General features: G+C 73.7%; 23 protein-coding genes and 1 pseudogene. 14 read left to right on the top strand and 10 right to left on the bottom strand.

What is annotated here, in order from left to right:
• Window positions 1-88: 88 nt before the first annotated feature.
• Both ACQP1S_RS17185 and ACQP1S_RS17180 read left to right on the top strand, forming a co-directional pair.
• Window positions 89-895, top strand: coding sequence for an SDR family NAD(P)-dependent oxidoreductase (locus ACQP1S_RS17185; RefSeq protein WP_432896337.1), 807 nt, complete (start codon window positions 89-91; stop codon window positions 893-895).
• 61 nt (window positions 896-956) lie between these two features.
• Window positions 957-1,826 carry a metallophosphoesterase family protein gene (locus ACQP1S_RS17180; RefSeq protein WP_432896334.1) on the top strand — a complete coding sequence of 290 codons (870 nt, stop codon included), beginning with the start codon at window positions 957-959 and terminating at the stop codon, window positions 1,824-1,826.
• Window positions 1,827-1,835: 9 nt separating this feature from the next.
• Here ACQP1S_RS17180 and ACQP1S_RS17175 read toward each other — a convergent pair whose 3' ends face one another.
• From ACQP1S_RS17175 to ACQP1S_RS17160, 4 genes are all read right to left on the bottom strand, one after another.
• Window positions 1,836-1,982, bottom strand: a complete 147-nt coding sequence (locus tag ACQP1S_RS17175; protein WP_432896331.1) for a hypothetical protein — start codon at window positions 1,980-1,982, stop codon at window positions 1,836-1,838.
• A 312-nt stretch (window positions 1,983-2,294) separates the two neighbouring features.
• Entirely contained in the window at window positions 2,295-2,795 is a 501-nt protein-coding gene (locus ACQP1S_RS17170) for a hemerythrin domain-containing protein (RefSeq protein WP_432896328.1), read from the bottom strand.
• A 90-nt stretch (window positions 2,796-2,885) separates the two neighbouring features.
• Window positions 2,886-3,755 carry an NAD(P)H-hydrate dehydratase gene (locus ACQP1S_RS17165; RefSeq protein WP_363668324.1) on the bottom strand — a complete coding sequence of 290 codons (870 nt, stop codon included), beginning with the start codon at window positions 3,753-3,755 and terminating at the stop codon, window positions 2,886-2,888.
• A complete protein-coding gene (locus tag ACQP1S_RS17160; protein ID WP_432896325.1) occupies window positions 3,739-4,470 on the bottom strand; it encodes a histidine phosphatase family protein in 732 nt (243 codons plus the stop codon). The genes ACQP1S_RS17165 and ACQP1S_RS17160 overlap by 17 nt, the downstream gene beginning before the upstream one ends.
• 327 nt (window positions 4,471-4,797) lie before the next feature.
• Here ACQP1S_RS17160 and ACQP1S_RS17155 point away from each other — a divergent pair, with 327 nt between their 5' ends.
• A complete protein-coding gene (locus ACQP1S_RS17155; protein WP_432896322.1) occupies window positions 4,798-5,364 on the top strand; it encodes a hypothetical protein in 567 nt (188 codons plus the stop codon).
• Between the two features lie 126 nt (window positions 5,365-5,490).
• Here the strand turns inward: ACQP1S_RS17155 and ACQP1S_RS17150 are convergent, their stop codons facing one another.
• Window positions 5,491-6,111 (bottom strand): L-threonylcarbamoyladenylate synthase, encoded by a 621-nt coding sequence (locus tag ACQP1S_RS17150; RefSeq protein ID WP_363668330.1) that lies wholly within the window; start codon window positions 6,109-6,111, stop codon window positions 5,491-5,493.
• Between the two features lie 114 nt (window positions 6,112-6,225).
• Here ACQP1S_RS17150 and ACQP1S_RS17145 point away from each other — a divergent pair, with 114 nt between their 5' ends.
• The gene (locus ACQP1S_RS17145) at window positions 6,226-6,459 is read left to right on the top strand and encodes a GntR family transcriptional regulator (RefSeq protein ID WP_432896318.1); all 234 of its coding nucleotides are present in this window, start codon (window positions 6,226-6,228) and stop codon (window positions 6,457-6,459) included.
• 69 nt (window positions 6,460-6,528) lie between these two features.
• Window positions 6,529-7,500: a DNA polymerase domain-containing protein gene (locus ACQP1S_RS17140; RefSeq protein WP_432896315.1), complete on the top strand. Its 972-nt coding sequence runs from the start codon at window positions 6,529-6,531 to the stop codon at window positions 7,498-7,500.
• Between the two features lie 204 nt (window positions 7,501-7,704).
• Here the strand turns inward: ACQP1S_RS17140 and ACQP1S_RS17135 are convergent, their stop codons facing one another.
• Entirely contained in the window at window positions 7,705-8,211 is a 507-nt protein-coding gene (locus tag ACQP1S_RS17135) for an Lrp/AsnC family transcriptional regulator (protein ID WP_363668338.1), read from the bottom strand.
• A gap of 72 nt (window positions 8,212-8,283) precedes the next feature.
• On the opposite strand from ACQP1S_RS17135, the gene pdhA reads away from it, so the two are divergent.
• The 6 genes and pseudogenes from pdhA to ACQP1S_RS17105 all read left to right on the top strand — a co-directional run bounded on the left by pdhA (window position 8,284) and on the right by ACQP1S_RS17105 (window position 15,861).
• The gene (gene pdhA / locus ACQP1S_RS17130; RefSeq protein ID WP_432908096.1) at window positions 8,284-9,483 is read left to right on the top strand and encodes a pyruvate dehydrogenase (acetyl-transferring) E1 component subunit alpha; all 1,200 of its coding nucleotides are present in this window, start codon (window positions 8,284-8,286) and stop codon (window positions 9,481-9,483) included.
• Window positions 9,483-10,499: an alpha-ketoacid dehydrogenase subunit beta gene (locus ACQP1S_RS17125; protein WP_432896311.1), complete on the top strand. Its 1,017-nt coding sequence runs from the start codon at window positions 9,483-9,485 to the stop codon at window positions 10,497-10,499. The genes pdhA and ACQP1S_RS17125 overlap by 1 nt, the downstream gene beginning before the upstream one ends.
• A pseudogene (locus ACQP1S_RS17120) lies at window positions 10,496-12,023 on the top strand (dihydrolipoamide acetyltransferase family protein). Before ACQP1S_RS17125 ends, ACQP1S_RS17120 begins: the two are co-directional and overlap by 4 nt.
• 174 nt (window positions 12,024-12,197) lie before the next feature.
• Window positions 12,198-13,877 carry a right-handed parallel beta-helix repeat-containing protein gene (locus ACQP1S_RS17115; protein WP_432896308.1) on the top strand — a complete coding sequence of 560 codons (1,680 nt, stop codon included), beginning with the start codon at window positions 12,198-12,200 and terminating at the stop codon, window positions 13,875-13,877.
• Between the two features lie 176 nt (window positions 13,878-14,053).
• A complete protein-coding gene (locus tag ACQP1S_RS17110) occupies window positions 14,054-15,322 on the top strand; it encodes an Ig-like domain-containing protein (RefSeq protein ID WP_432896305.1) in 1,269 nt (422 codons plus the stop codon).
• 170 nt (window positions 15,323-15,492) lie between these two features.
• Window positions 15,493-15,861, top strand: coding sequence for an STAS domain-containing protein (locus tag ACQP1S_RS17105; RefSeq protein ID WP_091251263.1), 369 nt, complete (start codon window positions 15,493-15,495; stop codon window positions 15,859-15,861).
• A 110-nt stretch (window positions 15,862-15,971) separates the two neighbouring features.
• On the opposite strand, the gene ACQP1S_RS17100 is transcribed toward ACQP1S_RS17105, so the two are convergent.
• Entirely contained in the window at window positions 15,972-16,355 is a 384-nt protein-coding gene (locus ACQP1S_RS17100) for an FKBP-type peptidyl-prolyl cis-trans isomerase (protein ID WP_091251265.1), read from the bottom strand.
• Window positions 16,356-16,525: 170 nt separating this feature from the next.
• Window positions 16,526-17,092 carry a hypothetical protein gene (locus ACQP1S_RS17095; protein ID WP_432896302.1) on the bottom strand — a complete coding sequence of 189 codons (567 nt, stop codon included), beginning with the start codon at window positions 17,090-17,092 and terminating at the stop codon, window positions 16,526-16,528.
• A gap of 222 nt (window positions 17,093-17,314) precedes the next feature.
• Between ACQP1S_RS17095 and ACQP1S_RS17090 the strand changes: the two genes are divergently transcribed.
• Window positions 17,315-18,013, top strand: coding sequence for a CBS domain-containing protein (locus ACQP1S_RS17090; protein WP_432896299.1), 699 nt, complete (start codon window positions 17,315-17,317; stop codon window positions 18,011-18,013).
• Between the two features lie 151 nt (window positions 18,014-18,164).
• On the opposite strand, the gene ACQP1S_RS17085 is transcribed toward ACQP1S_RS17090, so the two are convergent.
• Window positions 18,165-18,881: a helical backbone metal receptor gene (locus ACQP1S_RS17085; RefSeq protein WP_432896296.1), complete on the bottom strand. Its 717-nt coding sequence runs from the start codon at window positions 18,879-18,881 to the stop codon at window positions 18,165-18,167.
• 17 nt (window positions 18,882-18,898) lie between these two features.
• Window positions 18,899-20,002, bottom strand: a complete 1,104-nt coding sequence (locus ACQP1S_RS17080; RefSeq protein ID WP_432896293.1) for a DICT sensory domain-containing protein — start codon at window positions 20,000-20,002, stop codon at window positions 18,899-18,901.
• A 136-nt stretch (window positions 20,003-20,138) separates the two neighbouring features.
• On the opposite strand from ACQP1S_RS17080, the gene ACQP1S_RS17075 reads away from it, so the two are divergent.
• Both ACQP1S_RS17075 and ACQP1S_RS17070 read left to right on the top strand, forming a co-directional pair.
• Entirely contained in the window at window positions 20,139-21,014 is an 876-nt protein-coding gene (locus ACQP1S_RS17075) for a hypothetical protein (protein ID WP_432896290.1), read from the top strand.
• A gap of 303 nt (window positions 21,015-21,317) precedes the next feature.
• The gene (locus tag ACQP1S_RS17070) at window positions 21,318-22,586 is read left to right on the top strand and encodes a hypothetical protein (protein WP_432896287.1); all 1,269 of its coding nucleotides are present in this window, start codon (window positions 21,318-21,320) and stop codon (window positions 22,584-22,586) included.
• Window positions 22,587-22,705 lie beyond the last annotated feature (119 nt).

Below are 22,705 nucleotides of genomic sequence, written 5' to 3'. Positions count from 1 at the left end.
GCGGATGGTTGGCCGGCCCGATCCGGGGCACTGCAGCGGCAGGGGACATCCGGGCAGCGGGGTCCCGCCGACGGAAGGAGACAGGCCGATGAGCGCACCGACCACCGGACGGCCGCTGGCCGTGGTCACCGGCGCCTCCAGCGGCATCGGGTACGAGCTGGCCGGCGAGTTCGTCCGACACGGTTACGACCTGGTGATCGCCGCCGAGGACGCCGGCATCGACGAGGCGGCCGATCACCTGCGCCGCGACGGCCGGGCACAGGTCCAGCCCGTCCGGGTCGACCTGGCCACCTTCGACGGGGTGGCGGCGCTGGCCGAGGCGGTGGACGCGACCGGCCGGCCGGTCGACGCGCTGGCCGTCAATGCCGGACGCGGCGCGGGCGGGGCGTTCGTCGGCGACACCGACCTGCGCGACGAGCTGAACATCATCGACGTCAACGTCACCTCGACCGTGCACCTGGCCAAGCGGATGCTGCCGGCGATGGTCGAGCGGGGCGCGGGTCGGGTGCTGTTCACCTCCTCGATCGCCGCCACCATGCCCGGCCCGTACCAGGCGGTCTACAACGCCTCCAAGTCGTTCGTGCAGTCCTTCGCCGAGGCGCTGCGCAACGAGTTGAAGGAGACCGGGGTGACGGTGACCGCCCTGATGCCGGGCCCGACCGAGACGAAGTTCTTCGATCGTGCCGAGATGGGCGACACCAAGGTCGGCGCGGACGACAAGGACGACCCGGCGACGGTCGCCGTGCAGGGCTTCGCGGCGATGATGAAGGGCGAGGAGAAGGTGGTCGCCGGTTCGCTGAAGAACAAGGTCCAGGCGGCTGCGGCGCGGCTCACGCCGGACCGGCTCAAGGCCGAGCAGCACCGTCGGATGGCCGAGCCCGGTTCCGCCGACTGACGACGTCGGTGGGTGCTCCCGCGCGCACCGCGCCGGTGGACCTTCTGCGTACGATCGGCGGATGCTGGGGGAGGACACCGAGGGCAGTTTGGTCGCGATCAGTGACCTGCACGTCGGGTACGCGGAGAATCGGGCCCTGGTCGAGGCGCTGCGGCCCGCCTCGCCACGGGACTGGCTGATCGTCGCCGGTGACGTGGCGGACACCGTGGCCGACATCGAGTGGGCGCTCGGCCTGCTCGCGGAACGCTTCGACACCGTCATCTGGGCACCCGGCAACCACGAGCTGTGGACCCCGCCGGCCGATCCGGTGACCCTGCGCGGGGTGGACCGCTACGAGCTGCTGGTGCGGCGCTGCCGGGAGTTGGGCGTGGTCACCCCGGAGGACGACTACCGGGTGTGGCGGGGGCCGGGCGGTCCCGCCCTGGTGGCCCCGCTGTTCCTGCTGTACGACTACAGCTGGCGACCGCCGGGGTTCGACACCCGGGAGGCGGCGCTGGCCGAGGCGTACCGGACCGGGATCGTCTGCACCGACGAGTTCCTGCTGCACCCCGACCCGTACCCGAGCCGGCAGGCGTGGTGCGCGGCCCGGCTGGAGGAAACCGCCCGCCGGCTGGCCGACCGTGACCCGGCGCTGCCCACCGTGCTGGTCAACCACTGGCCGTTGGACCGCCACCCGACCGAGGTGCTGCGCTATCCGATCTTCGCGCAGTGGTGCGGGACGGAGGCCACCGCCGACTGGCACCGCCGGTTCGCCGCCGCCGCGGTGGTCTACGGGCACCTGCACATCCCCCGCACCACCTGGAAGGACGAGGTGCGGTTCGAGGAGGTGTCGGTGGGCTACCCCCGGGAGTGGCGGCAGCGCAGCGTGGCCCCCGGGCGGGCACGGCAGATCCTGCCCGCGCCGACGGGCACACCGGCGACCCTCTGGTGAACCAGCGGCTCAGCCGGCGTCGAGGCGGGTGAGTAGCGCGTCGGTCACCGCCCCGAGGCGGCGGGCGGCGGCCGGATCGAGCGTCCCGGCCGACAGGGGCACGGGTCGGCCCCGGTCGCTGGCGGTCAGGGCGTCCGACGGCGTTTGTCGATCCACGCCACGATGGGGTGGATCGACTTCCCGACCGGCCTGGCGAAGACCGACGCCGCCCGGATCACCCCACGGATCGGTGTCGGCAGGGTGGACAGGCCGCCGCTGCGGGTGAGGCCGGGGTGGTAGAGCACGTACCGGCCCGCGCGCCGGAGCGTGCCGCGAAGTCGACCCCGAGCAGGTCGTTCGCCCGGCCGGCCTGCAACTGCGCGTCGACCATGCCGTACCTGCGGGTGACCGCCCCGGCAGAGTCGAGAGGGGCCCGACCGGACGGTCGGGCCCCTCTGACGTACTCCGGTGCGGGTGTCGCCGGTCAGGTCAGGCGGTGATGGCGTGCCGGGCGCTCTTGATCGCCTTCGGGTCGCTGGGCGAGCGGGGCGCGTCCGGGCGCAGCGCGATCATCCGCTCGCCGATCTCCTGGAGCGGGTTGCGGCCGAGCGCCTCCCGCACCTTCGGGAACCACTCCTGCTCCTCCTCCTCGATGTGGTGCTCGACGTTCTCGATCAGCACCGTGGTCTTGGCGACGAAGTGGTCGTCGGAGGCGTCCATCGCGGCCAACTCGGCGCAGAGCACGTCGGCGACGTGGTGCTCCTCGTACGACTCCAGGATGTCGTCCTCCAGGTCCGGGACGAGCTTGCGGACCTCCGGGTACATCACCTCGTTCTCGAGGTAGGTGTGCGTGGTGAGGGCTGCCACGATCTCGTCGACCAGCTTGCGGCGGCGACTGGCCGGCCCCTCCTGCGCCTTCTCGAACTCGCGGAAGAGGCGGCGCATCTCCTTGTGGTCCTCTTTGAGCAGGACGATGGCGTCGGTGGACACCGGCAGACCTCCTTGATCGGCTGACGGGAATCCCGGTACCCCGGGATGAGCTGCGGAAACGGATCGCGGTCGACGAATGTCCGGGGGTCGTCAGACGGTGGCGATGGTGTGCGGGATCTCGTCGAGCAGTTCGCGGGCGAGGAACCCGATCCGGCCGAACCGGGGCACCAGCCGCTGCCCGCTGACCGCGTGCACCCACGCCGCCCAGCAGGCCGCCTGGGCCGGTTCCGCGCCCCGGGAGAGCAGTCCGGCGAGCAGTCCGGCCCGCACGTCGCCGCTGCCGGAGGTGCCCAGCCCGGCGTCGCCGCTCTCCTCCCGCCAGCCCTGGCCGTCGGGGGTGGCGATGTGGCCGTAGAGGGAGACCACCGCCTCGTACCGGCGGGCCAGTTCGCGGGAGTCGGCGTCCAGGTCGTCGCCGGGGTCCCGGCCGAGCAGGTGCCGGGCCTCGGTGAGGTTCGGGGTCAGCACCACCCGCCGGTCCGCGCCGACCAGCAGGTCCGGTTCGTGGCTGAGCGCCCCCAACGCGTACGCGTCGAAGACCAGCGCCGTGCGCGGCCCGGCCGCCGACAGGACCAGGCGCAGCAGCGCGCGGGTCTGGTCGATGTCGTTGAGCCCCGGCCCGACGGTGACCACGTCGGCCTGTTCGACCAGGTCGCCGAGCCGGTCGCCCGGGTCACCGGCGACCGCGCCGTCGTCGGTCTCCGGCAGGCCGACCACCATCGCCTCGGGCACCTGGATGCTCAGCGCGGCGGCGGTGGACTCGGCGGCGGCCAGTTGCAGCACCCCCGCGCCGGCCCGCAGCGCGGCCACCCCGGCCAGCAGCACCGCTCCCGGGGTGAACCGGGAGCCGCCGATCACCAGGACGGTGCCCCGGTTGTCCTTGCCGCCGGTCGGCACCGGCAGGGCCCAGTCGCGCAGCAGTCCGGGGGTGATGACCCGGGTGTCAGACCGGTTCGGCATGGATCTCGTCCTCCGTGGTGGGTGGGGCGCCCTGCGCGTGCAGGTGGGTGACGTCGTTGAAGATGTCCGGGGTGAGCCGGCCGGCGGCGTCCGCCGACCAGCCGGTCACCGAGCAGTTGGCGATCACGTGTTCCCTGGTCAGCCCCATCAGCTCCGCCTCGGACAGCCCTTCCACCAGGTAGCGGAGCAGGAACACCAGGGCGTCGTGCCCGAACAGCAGCACCCGCCGCCCCTGGTGGTCGCGGCGCAGGTCGCCGAGGAGGGTACGCAGCCGCAGCGCCACGTCGGTCCAGGATTCGCCGCCCGGCGGCCGGTAGTAGAACTTGCCGAGCCGGTGCCGCCGGGCCGCCTCGTCGGGGAACCGGCGGGCCACCCCGTGCCCGGTCAACCCGTCGAGGATGCCCAGTTCGCGGTCGCGCAGCCGTTCGTCGACACTCGCCGGGATGCCGGTGTCGGCCAGCGCCAACTCCGCCGTACGCATCGCGCGCAGGTAGGGCGAGACGACCGCCACGTCGGGTCGGCGGTCCGCCGGCAGGCCGGCCAGCCAGCGGGCGGTGGCCCGTGCCTGCTGCTCGCCGGTGTCCGACAGCGGCACGTCGGCGTCCCGGTGGGTCAGGTCGATCAGCTCGGCGCCGTTCGACTCGGCCGCCGAGGCGGCGACGTTCGCCGTGCTCTCACCGTGCCGGACGATCCACAGCGCTGCCAGTTCCGCCATGGCCCCCTGCCTACCCCCGCCCCGACCCGGATAATCGCCCTGCCCGACCGGCGCAGCGCCCTGCCGTCCCGCCCAGCCCCAGCCCCGGCCCCGGCCCCGGCCCCGGCGGGAGGGGTGCTCGCAATTTCGCTGAGATAGCGGTATCGGAGCAGGCGGATAGCGCTGTTTCGGTGACATGGAGTCGATCATGCGGTGGCCTCGACGAAGAAGGCCCAGCCGTACTCCGGGCGGCGTCGTCTCGGAGCGCCCGTCGTGCCCCGCTGGTCGCGGTGCCGTGTTCGTTGGTCCGGGGTCGGCCTGTCACCGGTGGGCCGATACCCTGCCCCCGTGGACGGCGGGGCGGGCGGCGGGGTGGACGGCGGGGCGGGCGGCGAACGGGTGGCGGCATCGCTCACCGGATGGCTGGCCCGGCTGGAGTTCACCGACCTGGGCACCGACGAGGTGACCGCGCGGATCATCGACGCCGTGCTGGCCTGGGCCGCCGAGCAGGGCTGGCGGTCCTACCGTCGGGCGGCGAGCGTGCTGCCGCTGCCCCCGCCGATGACCGACCGGCACTCGGTGCTGGACGTGGCGTGTGCCCGCCGGGACGGCCCGCCCGTGGTGATCGAGGTCGACCACACCGACCGGCGGCGCACCTGGGAGAAGCTCACGGCGGAGGCCGCCGCCGGCCGGGTGGCCCTCTGGGTGCGCTGGGGTCCGGGGCGGTTCGCCGTGCCGCCGGCACCGATCCACCTGGTCACCTGCGAGGTGTCCCGACACGCCGGGCCGGCGGGCGCGGGCCGCCGGCACAGCCGGGCCTCGGGTCCGGCCCGGCCGGCACCCGTCCACTCCGCCCGTGACGTCGACCCGGTCGTCGAGCCGCTGCCGCTGCCACCTGTCGAATCCGGTTCCTGACCCGGCAACGGCGGGGCCCCACGATCCGCCGCATCGGTCGGCGACGGCTGGCGGAGAAGGCGCGGACGACCCGGAGGGTCCGACCACGCAACGGAGCCGGTGGGTCAGCGGCGGGCCGATGCGCGGCTATTCAAAGCGGGTCGGGTCGCCCGCGCCGTAGCGGACGATCTCCGGCTCGTCGGCGGAGAAGTCGACCACGGTGGTGGGCAGCGTGCCGCACTCGCCGGAGTCGATCACCGCGTCGATCGCGTGGTCGAGTCGTTCCTTGATCTCCCAGCCCTGGGTCATCGGTTCGGTCTCGCCGGGCAGCAGCAGGGTACTGGACACCAACGGCTCACCCAGCGCCGCCAGCAGCGCCTGCGCGACCGGATGGTCGGGGATGCGTACCCCGACGGTCTTCTTCCGGGGGTGCAGCAGTCGGCGCGGCACCTCCTTGGTCGCGGGCAGGATGAAGGTGTAGCTGCCCGGGGTGGCCGCCTTCAGCGACCGGAACACCGCATTGTTGATGTGCACGAACTGGCCGAGCTGCGCGAAGTCCCGGCACACCAGGGTGAAGTGGTGCTTGCTGTCCAGGTGCCGGATCTCCCGGATCCGGTCGAGACCGTCCCGGTTGCCCAGTTGGCAGCCGAGCGCGAAGCACGAGTCGGTCGGATAGGCGATCAGGCCGTCGGCGCGCAGCAGGTCGACCACCCGGGCGATCGTCCGTGGCTGTGGGTTCTCCGGGTGTACGTCGAGATAGATCGCCATGGCGGCGAGCCTAGTGGGGCAGCGGCGGCGGTTGCCGGTGAGCCCGGAGCACGTCGCGCGCCCAGGTCAGCATGTGGCACCCGCCGTCGCGGCACTGGAAGCAACGGCGCAGGGATGGCGGCCCGTCCGGTGCCGGTGCCGGTCTACCGCCAGGTGGCGAACATCCTGGCCGGCCGGATCAGCAACGGTGACCTCGCGGCGCATCGACCGATTCCGAGCGAAGCGGCGATCGTGCAGGAGTTCGGGGTGGCCCGGGGGACCGCCCGGCGTGCCGTCGCGGAGCTTCGCGAGCGTGGGCTGGTCTACACCGTGCCGCGCGGCACCTACGTCGGGCAACCCGAGGCGTAGTCCTCACGCGAATCGCTGCGATCCGGTGAGCCGGCTGTGGGTGTCGGGGGTGGCCGTTACCGTGTGAGCGTGGCGACGGCGGCCGAGGAGATCCAGGTGGGGGAGCGGCTGGTGCGCGTCTCCAGTCCCGACAAGCCCTACTTTCCCGAGCGCGGGCTGACCAAGCGGGACGTGGTCGGCTACTTCCTGGCCGTCGGCGACGGCATCCTGCGCGCCCTACGGGACCGGCCGACGATGCTGGAGCGCTGGCCGCGCGGCGTGTTCGAGGGGGCGAAGATCGGCACCCGGCAGGACAACCGGGGTGACGCCTTCTATCAGAAACGGCTCCCGGCCGGCGCTCCCGACTGGGTGCGCACCGCACACCTCACCTTTCCCAGCGGCCGTACCGCCGACGAGGTCGCGCCGGGCGAGCTGGCGGTGGTGATCTGGGCGGCCAACCTCGGCACCCTGCGCTTCCATCCCTGGCCGGTGACGGCGGCCGACGTGGAGCGCCCCGACCAGCTCCGGATCGACCTGGACCCGATGCCGGGCGTCGGCTTCGACCAGGTGGTGCCGGTGGCGCACGAGGTCCGGGCCTTCCTCGCCGAGCTGGGCATGGTCGGCTACCCCAAGACCACCGGCGGGCGCGGCCTGCACGTCTATCTGTCCATCGATCCCCGGTGGAGCTTCGGCGAGTGCCGGCGCGCGGTGCTCGCCCTGGGCCACGAGCTGGGGCGTCGGCTGCCCGACCTGGTCACCACCACCTGGTGGCGCGAGCAGCGCGACCGGCCGGTCTTCATCGACTACAACCAGATGGCCCGCGACCACACGGTGACCTCGGCCTACTCGATCCGGCCCACCCCGGCGGCGCTGGTGTCGGCCCCGCTGGACTGGGCGGAGCTGGACGACGCCCGCCCGGAGGACTTCGACGTGGTGAGCATGCCGGCCCGGTTCGCCGAGCGCGGTGACCCGCACGCCGGCCTCGACGGCGACCGCTACTCGCTGGAGCCGCTGCTGGCGCTGGCCGACCGCGCCGGCCTGGCCGCCCCGCCGGAACGCTGACCGCCCGCTCGGCTGTCCCACCCGAACACGGACCGCCCGCACGCCCGCCCCGCGTCGGAACGCCGACCGCCCGCACGACCGCCCCGTCGGAACGCCGACCGCCCGCACGAGCGCCCCGTCGGAACGTTGACCGACCGCGCGGCCGGCTCGTCGCAGGGCTGGCCGACCGGGTCGGGCCGGCCGTCGCGCCGGCCGGGCCGCCACTCAGGCCCAGGGGCTGCCGGCCCCGTCGAACTCGTCGAAGACCAGCCAGGTCCGGGTGGAGAGCACCCCGGCGATGCCCTGCACCCGGCTGAGCACCACGTCCCGCAGGGTGGCGTTGTCCGGCGCGCGGACCAGGGCCAGCACGTCGTGCTCCCCGCTGAGCAGCGCCACGTGCTCGATGTAGCGCACCCGGGCCAGCTCCGCCGACACCTCCCGCCAGGTGTTCTGCTGGATGGTCAGCGAGATGTACGCCGAGGTGCCCAGCCCGGCCGGCTCCGGTGCCACCCGGGCCCGGAACCCGGTGATCACCCCGTCGCGCAGCAGCCGCTCCACCCGGGCGTACGCGTTGGTGCGCGAGACGTGCACCCGCTCGGCGAGGGTACGCATGGACAGCCGGCCGTCACGGGTCAGCTCGTCGAGGACCCGTCGGTCCACCTCGTCCAGTGGGGTGACCGAACGTCCCGTTCCGCCCGGCGGGCCCGGTTGCGGCGTGGTCTGCTGGCTCATCAGATACTCCTCGGTAGGCCAATCGTCCCGCGTTCACCGGGGATGTTGAGTCAATCATCCATCGGCAGGAGCATAGGGCCACCACACGTCCAGGAGGTCCCCGCCGTGACGACCACACCCCAGGCGGTCCGCAGGGCATCCCCGCGTACCCGTCGACCGGCCACCCCGGTCGCCCCCGACCCCACCGCCGGCCTGCTCCCGCAGGCCGAGCCGGTCCGGTTGCTCGACCCCGACGGCACCCCGCTGCCGCCCCGCGCCGACCTGCCGGCACCGCCGGTCGAGGCGCTGCGCGAGATGTACCGCCGGATGGTCGTCGGCCGCCGCTTCGACGCGCAGGCCACCGCCCTGACCAAGCAGGGCCGGCTCGCCGTCTACCCGTCCTCGCGCGGCCAGGAGGCGTGCCAGGTCGGCGCGGTGCTCGCGCTGCGCGACGACGACTGGGTCTTCCCGACCTACCGGGAGTCGATGGCGCTGACCGCCCGGGGCATCGACCCCGTCGAGGTGCTGACCCTGCTGCGCGGCGACGGGCACTGCGGGTACGACCCGACGGTGGTGCGCACCGCGCCGCAGTGCACCCCGCTGGCGACCCAGTGCGTGCACGCCGCCGGACTGGCCTACGGCGAGTCCTACCAGGGGCGGGACACCGTCGCGCTGGCGTTCATCGGCGACGGTGCCACCAGCGAGGGCGACTTCCACGAGGGGCTCAACTTCGCCGCCGTGTTCAAGGCCCCGGTCGTCTACTTCGTCCAGAACAACAAGTACGCGATCAGCGTGCCGTTGTCCCGGCAGACCGCCGCGCCGAGCCTGGCCTACAAGGGCGTCGGCTACGGGGTGCCCAGCGAACAGGTCGACGGCAACGACCCCGTCGCCGTCCTCGCGGTGCTCACCCGGGCGGTGGCGCACGCCCGCGCCGGGCACGGGCCGTACCTGGTCGAGGCGCACACCTACCGGATGGAGGCGCACACCAACGCCGACGACGCCAGCCGCTACCGGGACCCCGACGAGGTCGAGGCGTGGCGGGACCGCGACCCGGTCGCCCGGCTGGAGGCGTACCTGCGGGGCCGGGGGGAGCTGGACGACGCGGCGGTGGCGCAGGTCGCCGCCGAGGCCGAGGCGTACGCCACCGACCTGCGTACCCGGATGAACGCCCAGCCCGTCGTCGATCCGCTGAGCCTGTTCGACCACGTCTTCGCCGAGCCGACCCCGCAACTGGTCGAGCAGCGGGAGATGGTCCGGGCCGAGCTGGCCGCCGACGCGGAGGGGGACGCCTGATGGCCGCCATGACCATGGCGAAGGCACTCAACGCGGCGCTGGCCGACGCGATGCTCGACGACGAGCGGGTGCTCGTCTTCGGGGAGGACGTGGGACAGCTCGGCGGGGTCTTCCGGATCACCGACGGGTTGCAGGCCCGGTTCGGTGACAAGCGCTGCTTCGACACCCCGCTCGCCGAGGCCGGCATCGTCGGCTTCGCCGTCGGCCTGGCCATGTCCGGGCTGCGGCCGGTGGTCGAGATGCAGTTCGACGCGTTCGCCTACCCGGCGTTCGAGCAGATCGCCTCGCACGTGGCGAAGCTGCGCAACCGCACCCGGGGCGCGCTGAGCGTGCCGATGGTCATCCGGGTGCCGTACGCGGGCGGCATCGGCGGGGTCGAGCACCACTGCGACTCGTCCGAGGCGTACTACGCGCACACCCCCGGGTTGAAGGTGGTCACCCCGGCGACCGTCGAGGACGCGTACTCGCTGCTGCGGGAGGCGATCGCCGACCCGGACCCGGTGGTGTTCCTGGAGCCGAAGAAGCTCTACTTCGCCAGCGCCGACGCGCAGTTGCCGGCCCGTACCGCGCCGTTCGGCCGGGCCGTCGTCCGGCGACCCGGCACCGACGCCACCCTGGTCGCGTACGGCCCGGCGGTGCCGGTCGCGCTGGAGGCCGCCGAGGCCGCCCGGGAGGAGGGCTGGGACCTGGAGGTCGTCGACGTCCGGACGATCGTGCCGTTCGACGACGCCACCGTCACCGCCTCGGTCCGCCGCACCGGCCGGTGCCTGGTGATCACCGAGGCGCAGGGCTTCGCCGGGGTCGGCGCGGAGATCGCCGCCCGGGTGCAGGAGCGCTGCTTCCACGCCCTGCACGCCCCGGTCCTGCGGGTCGCCGGACTGGACATCCCCTACCCGGCGCCGATGCTGGAGCACACCCACCTGCCCGGGGTGGACCGGGTGCTCGACACCGTGGCCCGCCTCCAGTGGGACGACCGGCCCGATCCGCGGTGGCTGGCCCCGGGGAGTGCGGCGTGAGCGCCCGTACCGCCCCGCAGGCTGCCACCGGCACCCAGGTCTTCCTGCTGCCCGACCTGGGCGAGGGGCTGAGCGAGGCCGAGATCGTCGAGTGGAAGGTCGCCGTCGGCGACGTGGTCACCGTGGACCAGAGCGTGGTGGAGGTGGAGACCGCCAAGGCCGTGGTCGACGTGCCCTGCCCGTACGCTGGGCGGGTGGTCGCGCTGCACGGCGCGGCCGGTGAGACGCGCCCGGTCGGCCAACCGCTGATCACGATCGCGCCGCCCGACGGCGGCGACGAGCCCGCCGGGCACGCCACCTACCGCGAGGAGGAGCGGGCCGGCTCCGGCAACGTGCTGATCGGGTACGGCACCGGCCACGGCCCCGCCCGCCGTCGCCGTCGCCCCCGGCTGACCCTGGCCCCGGAGCCGGTCGCCGAGGGCGCTGCCGCACCCTCGCGCAGCGTGCTCCCGGCTCCGCCCCCGTGGGTGGAGGTGTCGCCGGCCCGTCGTCCGAGCCGAGGGTCCCGGCCGGCGCGGGTGTGGGCGCCCCGGCCTGCGCCGGGGTGACCACCGACGGTGCCGTCCCGCCGGTGGGGGCGGCACTGCCCCGACCGGCGGGACGGCACCCCTGGTCATCTCCCCGATCGTGCGTCGGCTCGCCCGCGAGCACGGGGTGGACCTGGGCGCGCTGCGCGGCACCGGCCCCGGCGGCGTGATCCGTCGCTGCGACGTGGAGGCCGCGCTGGTCACCCCGCCGGACCGGCGCACCACCGCCGACGCCGACCGGCCCACCGCCGACGTGGACCGGCTGGCCCCGGTCGCGCACGTCGGGCTCGCCCCGACCGACGCGCAGGACATCGTCATCCCACTCACCGGCATCCGCCGGGTGATCGCCGACAAGCTCTCCCGCAGTCGCCGGGAGATCCCCGAGGTGACCATCTGGGTCGACGCGGACGCCACCGCGCTGCTGGCGACGCGGGCGGCGATCAACGCGGCCACCCCGGACGCCCCGGTCAGCGTGCTGGCCCTGCTGGCCCGGATCTGCCTCAGTGGACTGCGGCGCTTCCCGCAGCTCAACGCGCACGTCGACACCGAGGGGCAGCGCATCGTCCAGTCGGCCGGGGTGCACCTGGGTATCGCCGCGCAGACCGACCGGGGCCTGCTCGTCCCGGTGCTGCGGGACGCCCAGCGGCTGACCACCCGGGAGTTGGCCGCCGCCCTGGCCGAGACCACCGCCGCCGCCCGCGCCGGCACCCTGCCGCCGGCCCGGCTCACCGGCGGCACCTTCACCCTCAACAACTACGGAGTGTTCGGAGTGGACGGTTCCACCCCGATCATCAACCACCCGGAGGCCGCGCTGCTCGGCGTCGGGCGGATCGTGGACAAGCCGTGGGTGGTCGACGGGCAGTTGGCGGTCCGCAAGGTGACCCAGCTCAGCCTCACCTTCGACCACCGGGTCTGCGACGGCGGGGTGGCCGGCGGTTTCCTGCGGCACGTCGCCGACTGCGTCGAACAACCGGCGCTGCTGGTGGCGAACGTCTGAGCGGTACGCCCGGAGCCGGTCACCCTGGGCGGGGTGACCGGCTCCGTCGCGCTGCCCGGTGTTCGTCCGGTTCGTCCGGGCCGGCGGAGGGTTTTCCGTCCGGTGGGCCGGGAAACCGCCGTCGGTCGCGAACCCGCCGCACCGGTCGTGGGCGCGCCGCCGAGAGGAGCCACCGTGCCGTACCAGGGTCTGCCCGTCGCCGTGCGGGACCGCCGTCCCCCCGTCGCCGGTGCCCCGCTGTGGTGCAACGCCCACGACTACGGGTTGACCGGTGACGGGGTGACCAACGACCAGCCGGCGCTGGCCGCCCTGGTGGACCGGCTCGGTGCCGGCTACGCGGCCGACGGGCGGGCCCGGGTGATCTGGTGCCCGCCGGGGATCTACTCCATCCGGGACGCCGGCACGGTGTGGCGCAGCGGGGTGTCGCTGATCGGCGCCGGCCCGGCCGCCACCCGGTTCCTGCTCAGCAACGAGGGCAACCGCAGCGAGCCGACCCCGCTGGCGTTCTGGACGGTGCTCCAGCACGGCGCGGACCGGGACCGGCACATCGCCGACTGCACCTTCGCCGACTTCGAGATCGACGGCTCCGGGGTGGCCATGGCCGAGTACAACTACCTGGCCAAGGGCCTCGGGTTGCAGTACGTGGTACGCGGGGTGTTCCGCAACCTCTACATCCACCACACCGGAGCGAGCGGGCTGGGTTGCGACTTCCTCCAGGACACCCTGGTCGACGGGGTGGTGGTGGTCGGCTGCGGCCGGCTGGACAACGGTGAGCAGATGGGCGGCGCGGGCATCGGCATCGGCATCGGCGGTTGGGGCGACATGGAACGCCTGACCATCGCCAACTGCACCGCCCTCGCCAACGGCACCAACGGCATCTTCCTCGAACTCCAGAAGGACTACTGGACGCCGCCGCGCGGCTACCGGATCATCGGCTGCCACAGCCAGGGCAACCGCTTCGGCATCTCCGACTGGGGTGCCGACGGGCTGATCGTCACCGGTTGCACGATGACCGGCAACCTGGAGGCCGGCTACGACGTGTCCGGCAACGGCACCGCCGGGGTCGCCGGCCGGGGCGGCCTGCTCACCGACTGCGTCATCGACGGCAACGTGGGCGACGGGATCAGCGTGGGCAACACCCCGGGGCCGTACACGGTGCGGGGCAACCGGGTCAGCAGCAACGGCGGCTACGGCTACCACCAGCACGATCTGGGGCGTGGCTACCCGCACCCGGCGCAGGACGTGGTGGTGGAGAGCAACGAGTTCTGGGGCAACGGCCTGGACGCCATCCGGGTGGACCGGCCGATGACCGACGCGATGCTGCTCGACAACCGGATCCGCAACAACGGTCGGCAGTGCGCCGAGGCGTCCAGCGGTGGCGGAGAGTCGGTCCGCTACGCCGAACGGTCCGTGGTCGACCGTTCGGCGACCTGGGCGCAGGACAGCCACCGGGGCAAGGTGCTGCGGGTCGGCCGGCGGGTGGCGGTGGTGGCCGCCAACACCGCCACCGAGCTGCACCTCGCCCCGGTACGTCCGGACGCCTACTCCGGCTGGAGCGGGGACACCCCGCTGCCCGGCACCCCGTACGAGTTGCCGGCCGGACCGCCGACCCGGGCCGGCATCGCGATCCACGCCGCGTTCGACTCGGCGACGGTGCGGGGCAACCGGATCTGGGACAACCACCCCGAGCGCACCCAGACCCACGGGTTCTGGATCACCGCCCGGGGCAGTTGTGTCGCCTGCCGGGTGGAGGACAACGACCTGGCCGGCAACGCCGTGGCGGCCATCCGGCTGGACACCCCACCGGTCGGTGGGCGCTGGAACCGCAACCACGGCGACCAGGACTGGGACTGACGATCCGTGCCGGCCCGGCGCGGACGATCCCGGACATCGGTGCCGCCCGACCCCGTCCGGCACCGGCGGAGTCGATAAGCCCGGCCGTTGCCCACCCGGTTCCCCGAAAGCGTGACCCGGCCCGAGAAACGCCGTACAGAATGTGGCCAAGGGGACCGGAAATGGGGGGACGGAATATGGACGTGAGGCGGCGATTGACGCTTTTGGCGGTGACCATCGCAGCCACACCGTTGGTCCTCGGCGGATGTACCGCCGAGCGGAAGCCGGCGGCCGGGGCGGCACCCGGCGGGACGGCGGCCCCCACGGTGTCGGTGACCCCCGCCGATCGGGCGAAGGACGTACCGGTCAGCGCGGAGGTCGGCACCACCGTCAACAACGGGCGGGTGACCAGCGTGAAGCTCACCGACGACAGGGGGAAGACCGTCGTCGGCGAGCCGAGGGAGGACGGGTCGAGTTGGGTGCCGGCGGCCCCGTTGGGCGGTGGCCGGACCTATACCGCAGAGGTGACCGCGACCGGCGACGCGGGCCGGACGACCGTCGGGCGCACCACGTTCACCACGGCGACGAATACCACCCGGCAGGCGTTGACCAGCGTGCTCTATTTCGCCGGCAACCAGACGTACGGCACCGCGATGCCGGTGACGGTGGCGTTCGAACCGGCAATTCCCAAAGCGGCCAGGGCGGCCGTGCAGCGACGATTGTTCGTGAAGACCGATCCGCCCCAGCCGGGCACCTGGTCGTGGCTGGAGGACGGCAGTCAGGTCTACTACCGCGCGCCCGACTTCTGGCGCAGCGGGACGACGATCAGCGTCCGGTCCGCGCTCGAAGGGCTGCCGATCGGCAAGGAGTACGTGGGTGACGCCGACCGGCGGTCCACCTCGAAGATCGGTCGGCAGGTCGCCCTGGACATCGACAACGCCACCAAGCAGATGTCGGTCTTCCAGGACGGCAAGTTGGTCCGCCGGATCCCGGTCAGTCTCGGCAAGCCGAGCACCCCGAGTTCCAGCGGCAAGATGGTGATCATGGAGAAGCACCAGCAGACCCGCTTCGACACCCGGGGCGAGCCTGACGGCGGCTACGTGGTCGACGTCGAGGACGCCCAGCGCCTCACCTGGGGCGGCGAGTTCATCCACGCCGCGCCGTGGTCGGAGGGGGACCAGGGTTACACCAACGTCTCGCACGGCTGCGCCAACGTGTCGTCCACCGCCGCGGACTGGCTGATGGGTGTCACCCAGGTCGGCGACCTGGTCACCGTGAAGGGCACCGAGGTGCCGCTGCGGCCGGGCAACGGCTGGACGGCCTGGAACACCAGCTGGGCCGAGTTCGCCAGGGGCAGCGCGTTGCCCGTACCGCCGGGGCTGAAGCCGGCGCCCAGCACGAGCCCGCCGCATCCGGGGGCGGTCGCCGGTGGCTCGTCGCCCGCGCCGTCGGCCAGCGGCGGCTGACGACCGGCCGGGGAGCAACGATGCGGGTACGACCGGTGACCGGTCGCACCCGCATCACCCGACTCCACCCTGAGAAGGAGTCGGGGTCGGCTCCGGGGCGACCCTGGGACTACCCGGAAACCCACCTCTGGCAGGGCGGAAACGTCGGGGGTGGGGGCTAGATTCGGGGCATGACGCAGGGAGAGGACCGGTTCCACGTGCGGCTCCGGGTGGCCGACGACGTGGTCGAGGTGCGCGTGGTGGGCGAGATCGACATTGCCACCGTCGGCGAGTTCCGGGTCGCCCTCTGGGCCGCGCCGGCCCGTCCGCTGCTGCGGCTCGACCTCTCCGGCGTCCGGGTGCTCTCCGCCGCCGGGGTGCGGGCGCTGGTCGCCGCCCACCTGCGGGTCCGGGCCCGGGGCGGCGAACTGGTCGTGGTCGATCCCGATCCGGTGGTCGCCCGGGTGCTACGGGCCACCGGCCTGCACCGGATCATCGCGGTCCGACACGGCGACGCCCCGGTCGGGGTCAGGTCCCGCCCGCTGGCGGCCTGCGCCTGACGGGCCAGCGGGGCCGTCGACCTGTCCGCGTCCCGTCCGCCGGTGTTCCTCCCGACCGCGTCGGGTCGGGCGGCGGGGCCGCCGGCCGGTGCCGGCGACCCCGCCGGTGGTCAGCGGACGCCGAGCAGGTCGACGACGAAGACCAGGGTCTCGTTCGGCTTGATGACGCCGCCCGCGCCCCGGCTGCCGTAGCCCAGGTGCGGCGGGATGGTGAGCCGGCGACGGCCGCCGACCTTCATGCCCACCACGCCCTGGTCCCAGCCGGCGATGACCTGACCGCCGCCGAGCGGGAACTCGAAGGCCTCGCCCCGGTTCCAGGAGGCGTCGAACTCGCGCCCGGTGGAGTGGGACACCCCGACGTAGTGCACGTTGGCGACCTGGCCCGGACGGGCCTCGGGACCCTCACCGACGGTGAGGTCCTCGATGACGAGGTCGGCCGGGGCGGCGCCCTCGATCGGGCCGATCTCCGGCTTGCCTGCCTGGGGCGTGTTCATTGCTGATCTCCTCCGTCGTCGCGATCGTCCGGTCGGTGTCGATCCTGCCCGATCGCGACCGACCGATTCCCGGGGGTCCCGGAGCCGGGACCCCCGGGCGGGGTGGACGCGCGGCAGGGGCGCCACCGTCGAGGTGGCGCCCCTGCCGCGCGGTCGGCTGCCGAGGTCGGTTACCTGAGCCAGCCGAACCGGCGCACCAGCGGGAGGGTGGCCCAGACCCGGCCGAGGCCGAGGGTGTTCCCCGCGCCGACCAGGGCGAGACCGGCCAGCACCGCGGCGTAGATCAGGTGGTCGTCCATGAAGGGGTTGTTCTCGGGGGGCAGGACGGCGGTCCACATCAGCACCATGAGCAGGCCACCGGCGGCTGCGGCGAGCCGCATCCCGATGCCGAGCAGCAGGGCCACCCCGATGCCGGCCAGGCCGATCATGAACAGCCAGTCGGCCCAGGCCGCCCCGGCGATGTCCTGGTAGAGCCCCTGGAACGGACCCTTCGCGCCGAAGGCGAGGAAACCCTTGGTCGGGCTGCCACCGTTGATCCAGGCGTTCTTCGTCGCGGTCTCGTGGCCGAGGCCGAAGAGCTTGTCCAGGAAGGCCCAGAGGAAGATCCAGCCGAGGGCGATCCGGGTCCCGGCCCAGACGTACCGGGCGGCGCGCTGCCGGGTGGTCTCGGTTCCGGCCACCGGTGCGATGGTCCTGGCGGTGGTGTTCCGCTCGGTCGTCGCGGTCATGGTCTCCACGTCCCTTCTCTGCCTGGCACCGCACTTCCCGGTGGCAGTTACATTCCACGCCGGTGGCGGCCGTCCCGGCAGGGCCGACGGTCCGTGCCGCGGCAGGACCTAAGTCCCCTGGTTCGGACGTCCGGACGGGACCTTCGGCCCCGGCGGCCCCGGTCCGTCCGCCTCTGCCCCGGCCGGTCGGGCCGGCCCTAACGTCGGCCGGGAGAGCCCGAGGAGGTCGTGATGAGGACGTGGCAGGTGGACGACGTGATGACCCGGGAGGTCGCCACGGTGGGGGAGGGGACCCCCTACCGGGCGATCGTCGACGTGCTGATCCGGCGCGGCATCAGCGCGGTGCCGGTGGTGGACGGGTTCCGTCGCGTGCTGGGGGTGGTGTCCGAGGCGGACCTGCTGCACAAGGTGGAGCACTCCGGGGCGCAGGAGGAGCGGCGGGTCTTCGCCGGGCGACGGCGTCGGGTGTCCCGGGAGAAGGCCGAGGCGCTGCTGGCCGGGGAGTTGATGACCGCGCCGGCCGTCACCACCCATCCGGGAGCGTCGCTGCCGGCGGCGGCCCGGCTGATGGACCGGGAGGCGGTCAAGCGGCTGCCGGTCCTCGACGACCTGGGCCGGCTGGTCGGCATCGTGACCCGCAGCGACCTGCTCCGGGTGCACCTGCGCAGCGACGCCGAGATCCGCCAGGACGTGGTGCAGGAGGTGCTGCGGCGGGTGCTGGCCGTCCGGGACGGCCTGGTCACCGTGCAGGTCCGCGACGGTGCGGTGGTGCTGGACGGCCGGTTGGACCGGCGGACCGCCGCCGAGCTGGCGGTGAAGCTCGCCGGCCAGGTCAGCGGGGTGGTCCAGGTCACCAGCACCCTCGGGTACGACGTGGACGACGCCGGCCTGGTGGAGCGCTCGACGGGCGGGGTCACCCCGGTGGCCTGACCGGCACCCCCGGCCGGCCCGTCCACGCCGACCCGCGTGTCGTCGGCCTGTCCACGCCGGCCTGTCCCACGCCCGGACGGGCCGGCGGCAGGGCCCGACTCTGCCGGCCCGTCCACGCCGGGTCCGCGGCGACCTGGGCGACGGCGGGGGCTCACACCAGGGTCGAGAGCTGGGCGGTGAGCAGGGCGGGGGCCTCGGCCAGCGACGGGCCGTACCAGGTGAGATGCCGGCCGGAGACCAGCGCGCAGTCGATGCCGGGGAAGGCGTCCGGCCCGTCCGTGGCGGTGAACGCGTACGGCTCGTCGGGGAGCACCACCAGGTCGGGGCGGCGGGCCCGCAGCGCGTCGAGGTCGGGGCGCGGATAGCGTTCGGGGTCGTCGTCGTACAGGTTGACCACGCCGAGCCGGCGCAACACGTCCCCGGCGAAGGTGTCCCCGCCGAGCACCACCCACGGCCGACGCCACACCGGCACCACGGCCCGGCGTGTCCCGGCCTCGGCGACCGGTGCCGCCCAGGCCCGGCGGGCGTCGGTCAGCCACCCCGGCTCCCCGGTCACCCCCAGCGCGGCGAGCACCCCGGCCAGCTCGTCCAGGGCCTGCGGCACGGTGCGCGGGTAGGTGACCAGCACCGGCACCCCGGCCGCGGTGAGCGCGTCCGCGTCGACCCGCCGGTTCTCCTCCACGTTGAGCAGCACCAGGTCCGGCCGCAGCGCCCGGACCCGGTCCAGGTCGGGGTACTTGCTGCCACCGACCCGGGCCACGTCCAGCCCCGCCGGGTGGACGCACCAGTCGGTCGCGCCGACCAGCAGCTCCGGCACGGTCGCCGCCACCGCCTCGGTCAGCGACGGCACCAACGAGACCACCCGCATCCCGTGTTCTCCCGTCCTCAGCGTGGGGCGGCGCTCGCGACCGCCTCCCGGGCCACCGTGGCCATCGGCACGCCCTCCCGGGCCGCCCACTCGACGGCGTGCCGGACCTCGGCCACCGGCATCGGCCGCCGGTCGGTCACGGTGACCGCAGTGTGCACCGCGAAGGACACGAACGGGTACGACCGGGCCAGCCCGGCCACCGAGGCGTGCACCTGAGCGGCCACGGCCAGCGCCTCCTCCCGGGTCAACGCGGGCAGGACCAGCAGGTACTCGTCGGGGGCGAGCCGGATCGCCCGGTCGAGCGGGCGCAGGGGCGCGGTCAGCGCGGCGATCACGGCCTGCGCCTCCCGGGCGGTGCTGCGGCGTCCGAAGCGTTCGGCGGCGCCGGCCGGCTCACTGACCCGGACCCCGATCAGGGCCACCGGCAGGGTGCCGGCGGCGGTCACCCCGTCCATCCCGGTCCAGCGGCGCAGCGTCGGCTCGTCCACCAGAGGCGAGGGTGCCGGCACCTCCTCGGCGACCCGACCCGGCCCGCTGCGGTCGACCCGCTCGGCCATCAGCCGCAACGCCGCCTCGGCCCGGCTCTCACCGGGGGTCGCCGGCAGGTCCCAGACCCGGCGCAGCACCTGATCGATCGCGGTCAGGGCGGCCGGGGGGAGCCGGTCGCCGAGCTGCGCCCGCAGCCGGATCACCTCGTGCAGCGCCTCGTCGCGGCGGAACCCCCAGCGGCCGGAGAAGAGGCGGCCTTCCTCCAGCGTGCCGGCGGCCGCCACCTCCCGCCGGTCCCGGGCCACCAGGCTGGCCCCGAACCGGGGGGTCAGCGCCACCACGCTCCACTCCCGGGCCAGTTCCTCGGTCTCGTCCAGCGCCACGCCGTACCCACCGGGGGGCAGCTCCGGCGGTGCCGGCGCGACCAGCCCGACCACGGTGACCGCCGCGCCCGCGGCGATCCGCGTGTAGCGGGCCTGCTCCCGCAGGAAGTACGGCATCCGCTGGAACAGGGCGATCACCACCAGCGGGCCGTCCTCGGCGGTGGCCAGCGCCGACCGCTCGATGGCGTGGGAGACCGTGACGAGACTCCGCTTGGTCAACAGTTCCGGGGCCGGTCCGTCGTGCAGCACCCCGTGAGCGTAGAGATCGCGCTCGGGGCACACCAACCGCCTGGTAACGCGCCCATCGGCCGCACCGACGAGGCGGAAACGGGGGCCGACGTCCTAGACTCGGCCGGTCACCTCTCCTGCCACGGACGGACCGACGATGACGCGTACCGCCACCGACGACGGGGCCCGGCTGCGGCCGGTCCCGGCCGGTGACGCGCCGCTGTTCGTCCGGGCCGGCCAGGCGGTGTACCCCGCCCGTCGACTCGGTGACCTGGTGTCGCGGCGGCCGGCGGGGGTCACCGGGCACCAGTGGAGTTCGGCCCTGCGCGAGGAGTTCGACCACGTCGTCTGCGCGGCCGACACCGGATTCCCGTTGTTCGCCCTGACCGTCGGCCCCACCGCGCCGGCCGGCTCGGCCGGGCAGCGCGCCGAGCGGATGGCCGCGGCGGTGTGCGCCGCAGTGGGCCTGCCGGTGCTGCGGATCGGCTCGCCGACGCTGCGGGCCGCCGGACACGGCCGCCGGATCGTCACGTACGTCCTCGACGCCCGCGCCTACGCCGCCGGTGCCACCTCCTGCGACGACCCGGACGACGCCCCGGTCGGTTACCGCGACATCGTCGGCCGGTTGCCCGACGGGCGCACCGGGCCGGTGAACGACCTCGGCGCGCTGTCCCGGGCGGCGGCCGTCGAGGCGTACGTGTCGCGGCGGCTCAGTGACCCCATCGTGCGGGGGTTGCACGTGCGCTGGCGCGACGGGCTGGCCGAGGGGTGGAGCTGGGTCGAGGTGCGGCCCGGCCGGTGCCTGGTGGAACGGGTCACCGTGCACGAGGCGCGGTGGCACTGCGGGGTGGACCCCGCCCGCTTCGCCGAGGATCTCGCGGCGGTGGCGGTGGGCGACCGGCTGGCCGGGGTGGAGTTCGACGAATCGGCCCTGCTCGACCGGGGCGATCTGCGGCGGCAGATCTGCGCGCTGCGGGACCGGCGGGACGAGTTGGCCACGCCGTTCGCCTTCGATCACCTCTGCGGGGACTGAGCCCGGTAACGACCCGCCGTCATTCTCCGGCGACGTGTGGTGACATTCCGGCCCGGCTGAAAAATGGTCCTGGATTCCTTGATCCGCTTTGAACCTTCGTCCGGGCCGGCCCGTACCTAAGCGGGAATGGACAGGATCTTCCCAGCCGCGCCACCCGACGCGGCGGACGGTGCGGAAAGGCATCGTCGGCCATCGACGTGCGACCGGAACGTCGCAGTGACCCCGGTGGGGGAGACCGACCCGAAGGTCGTCTCCTCGTCGGGGACACGAGTCAGGCACCGGATCGAGAAGGAGAGCAATTCGATGCGCAGGTCCACAGGGGCACGCCGGTCGTCCGGTAACGCGCGGAGCAAGCGGCTGCTGGCGGCGGTCGGTGCGCTCGTCGTCTTCGGCGGTATCGCCGCCGTCACCCAGATCTCATCGGCCGGGGACAAGCCGCGGCAGCAGCAGGCCCGCAACGTCTCGTCGGCCTGTGTCGCACCGAGCCCCGGTGCCACCTCGCCGAGCGGGCGGGGCAGCACCACCCAGACCTGGCAGAACGGTCGCTGGGTCCGCAACCACTGGGGTGACGGTCAGATGTCCGTTGCCGAGTGCCAGGCCGTCAAGGCCGGCAACGCGCCGGTGACCACCCTCGCCTCGACGGTCGCCTGCCCACAGGTGACCCCCCGGCTGCCGCAGATTCCGGCGCAGGCCAAGGCCGAGGTGGACAAGGAACTCGCCCTGCTGAAGACCCAGATCGACGACGCCAACAAGCGGTTGGCGGCCGAGGGGCGCAACGGGCAGGCGTTCATCAACAACGCCATCCTCGGTCCGTTGGCCGACAAGCGGCGGTCCGCCCTGAACCGGATCGCCACCGCGATCGGCCGGTTCGCCCAGCGCCCGCAGGGCCTGGAGCAACTCGCCGGCTGCCAGGTCGCCGCCAATAACGGTGGCAACAACAACGGCGGCCAGAACGGCAACACCGGCGGCCAGAACAACAACGGCGGCAACAACAACGGCGGCCAGAACGGCAACAACGGCAACGCCCTGGGCGTGCTCGCGAAGGACTGCGCCAACAGCAGGTTGCAGCCGCACGACGGCTTCCAGAACGGCAACCGCTGTGTCAGTACCGCGTTCGGCGAGGTCGGCGCGGCGGCCAGCAACCCGTCGCTGCTGATCACGCAGTTCCCGAACCAGGTGCAGCGCAACCAGGCCTTCAGCCTGAAGGTCTCCACCCGCAACCTGGTCCGTGACCGGTTCCTGGCGGCCGGCCAGGGCGGCTACTACGTGGAGAGTTCGGTGCTCAACGGTCAGGGCCTCACCCGTGGCCACTTCCACACCGCCTGCCGGATGCTGCAGAACACCAACCAGGCCCCGTCGAACCCGCAGGACGTTCCGGCGTTCTTCGTGGCCACCGAGGACGGCAAGGGCGGCAACCAGTCCGACGACGTGACCATCCAGATCCCGGGCCTGCCGCAGTCGGGTACGGCGCAGTGCGCGGTCTGGGCCGGTGACGGTTCGCACCGGGTGCCGATGATGGAGCGGGCCAACCAGACCCCCGCCTTCGACGTGGTACGCATCCGGGTCAACTGACCGGACAGGCGACGACGGCCACGGGCCGCCCCGGGAACTCCCGGGGCGGCCCGTGGCTTTTCGGACGGGTCCACGCTCCGGAGGCCGACGCCGTGGTCCGGCGCGGGGTGGTGCGGCCA

Source organism: Micromonospora matsumotoense, assembly GCF_050951065.1.
GTDB classification, from domain to species: Bacteria; Actinomycetota; Actinomycetes; order Mycobacteriales; family Micromonosporaceae; genus Micromonospora; species Micromonospora matsumotoensis.
Note: the sequence above shows the minus strand (reverse complement) of the source record. Positions and strands in the feature narration are given on the sequence as shown.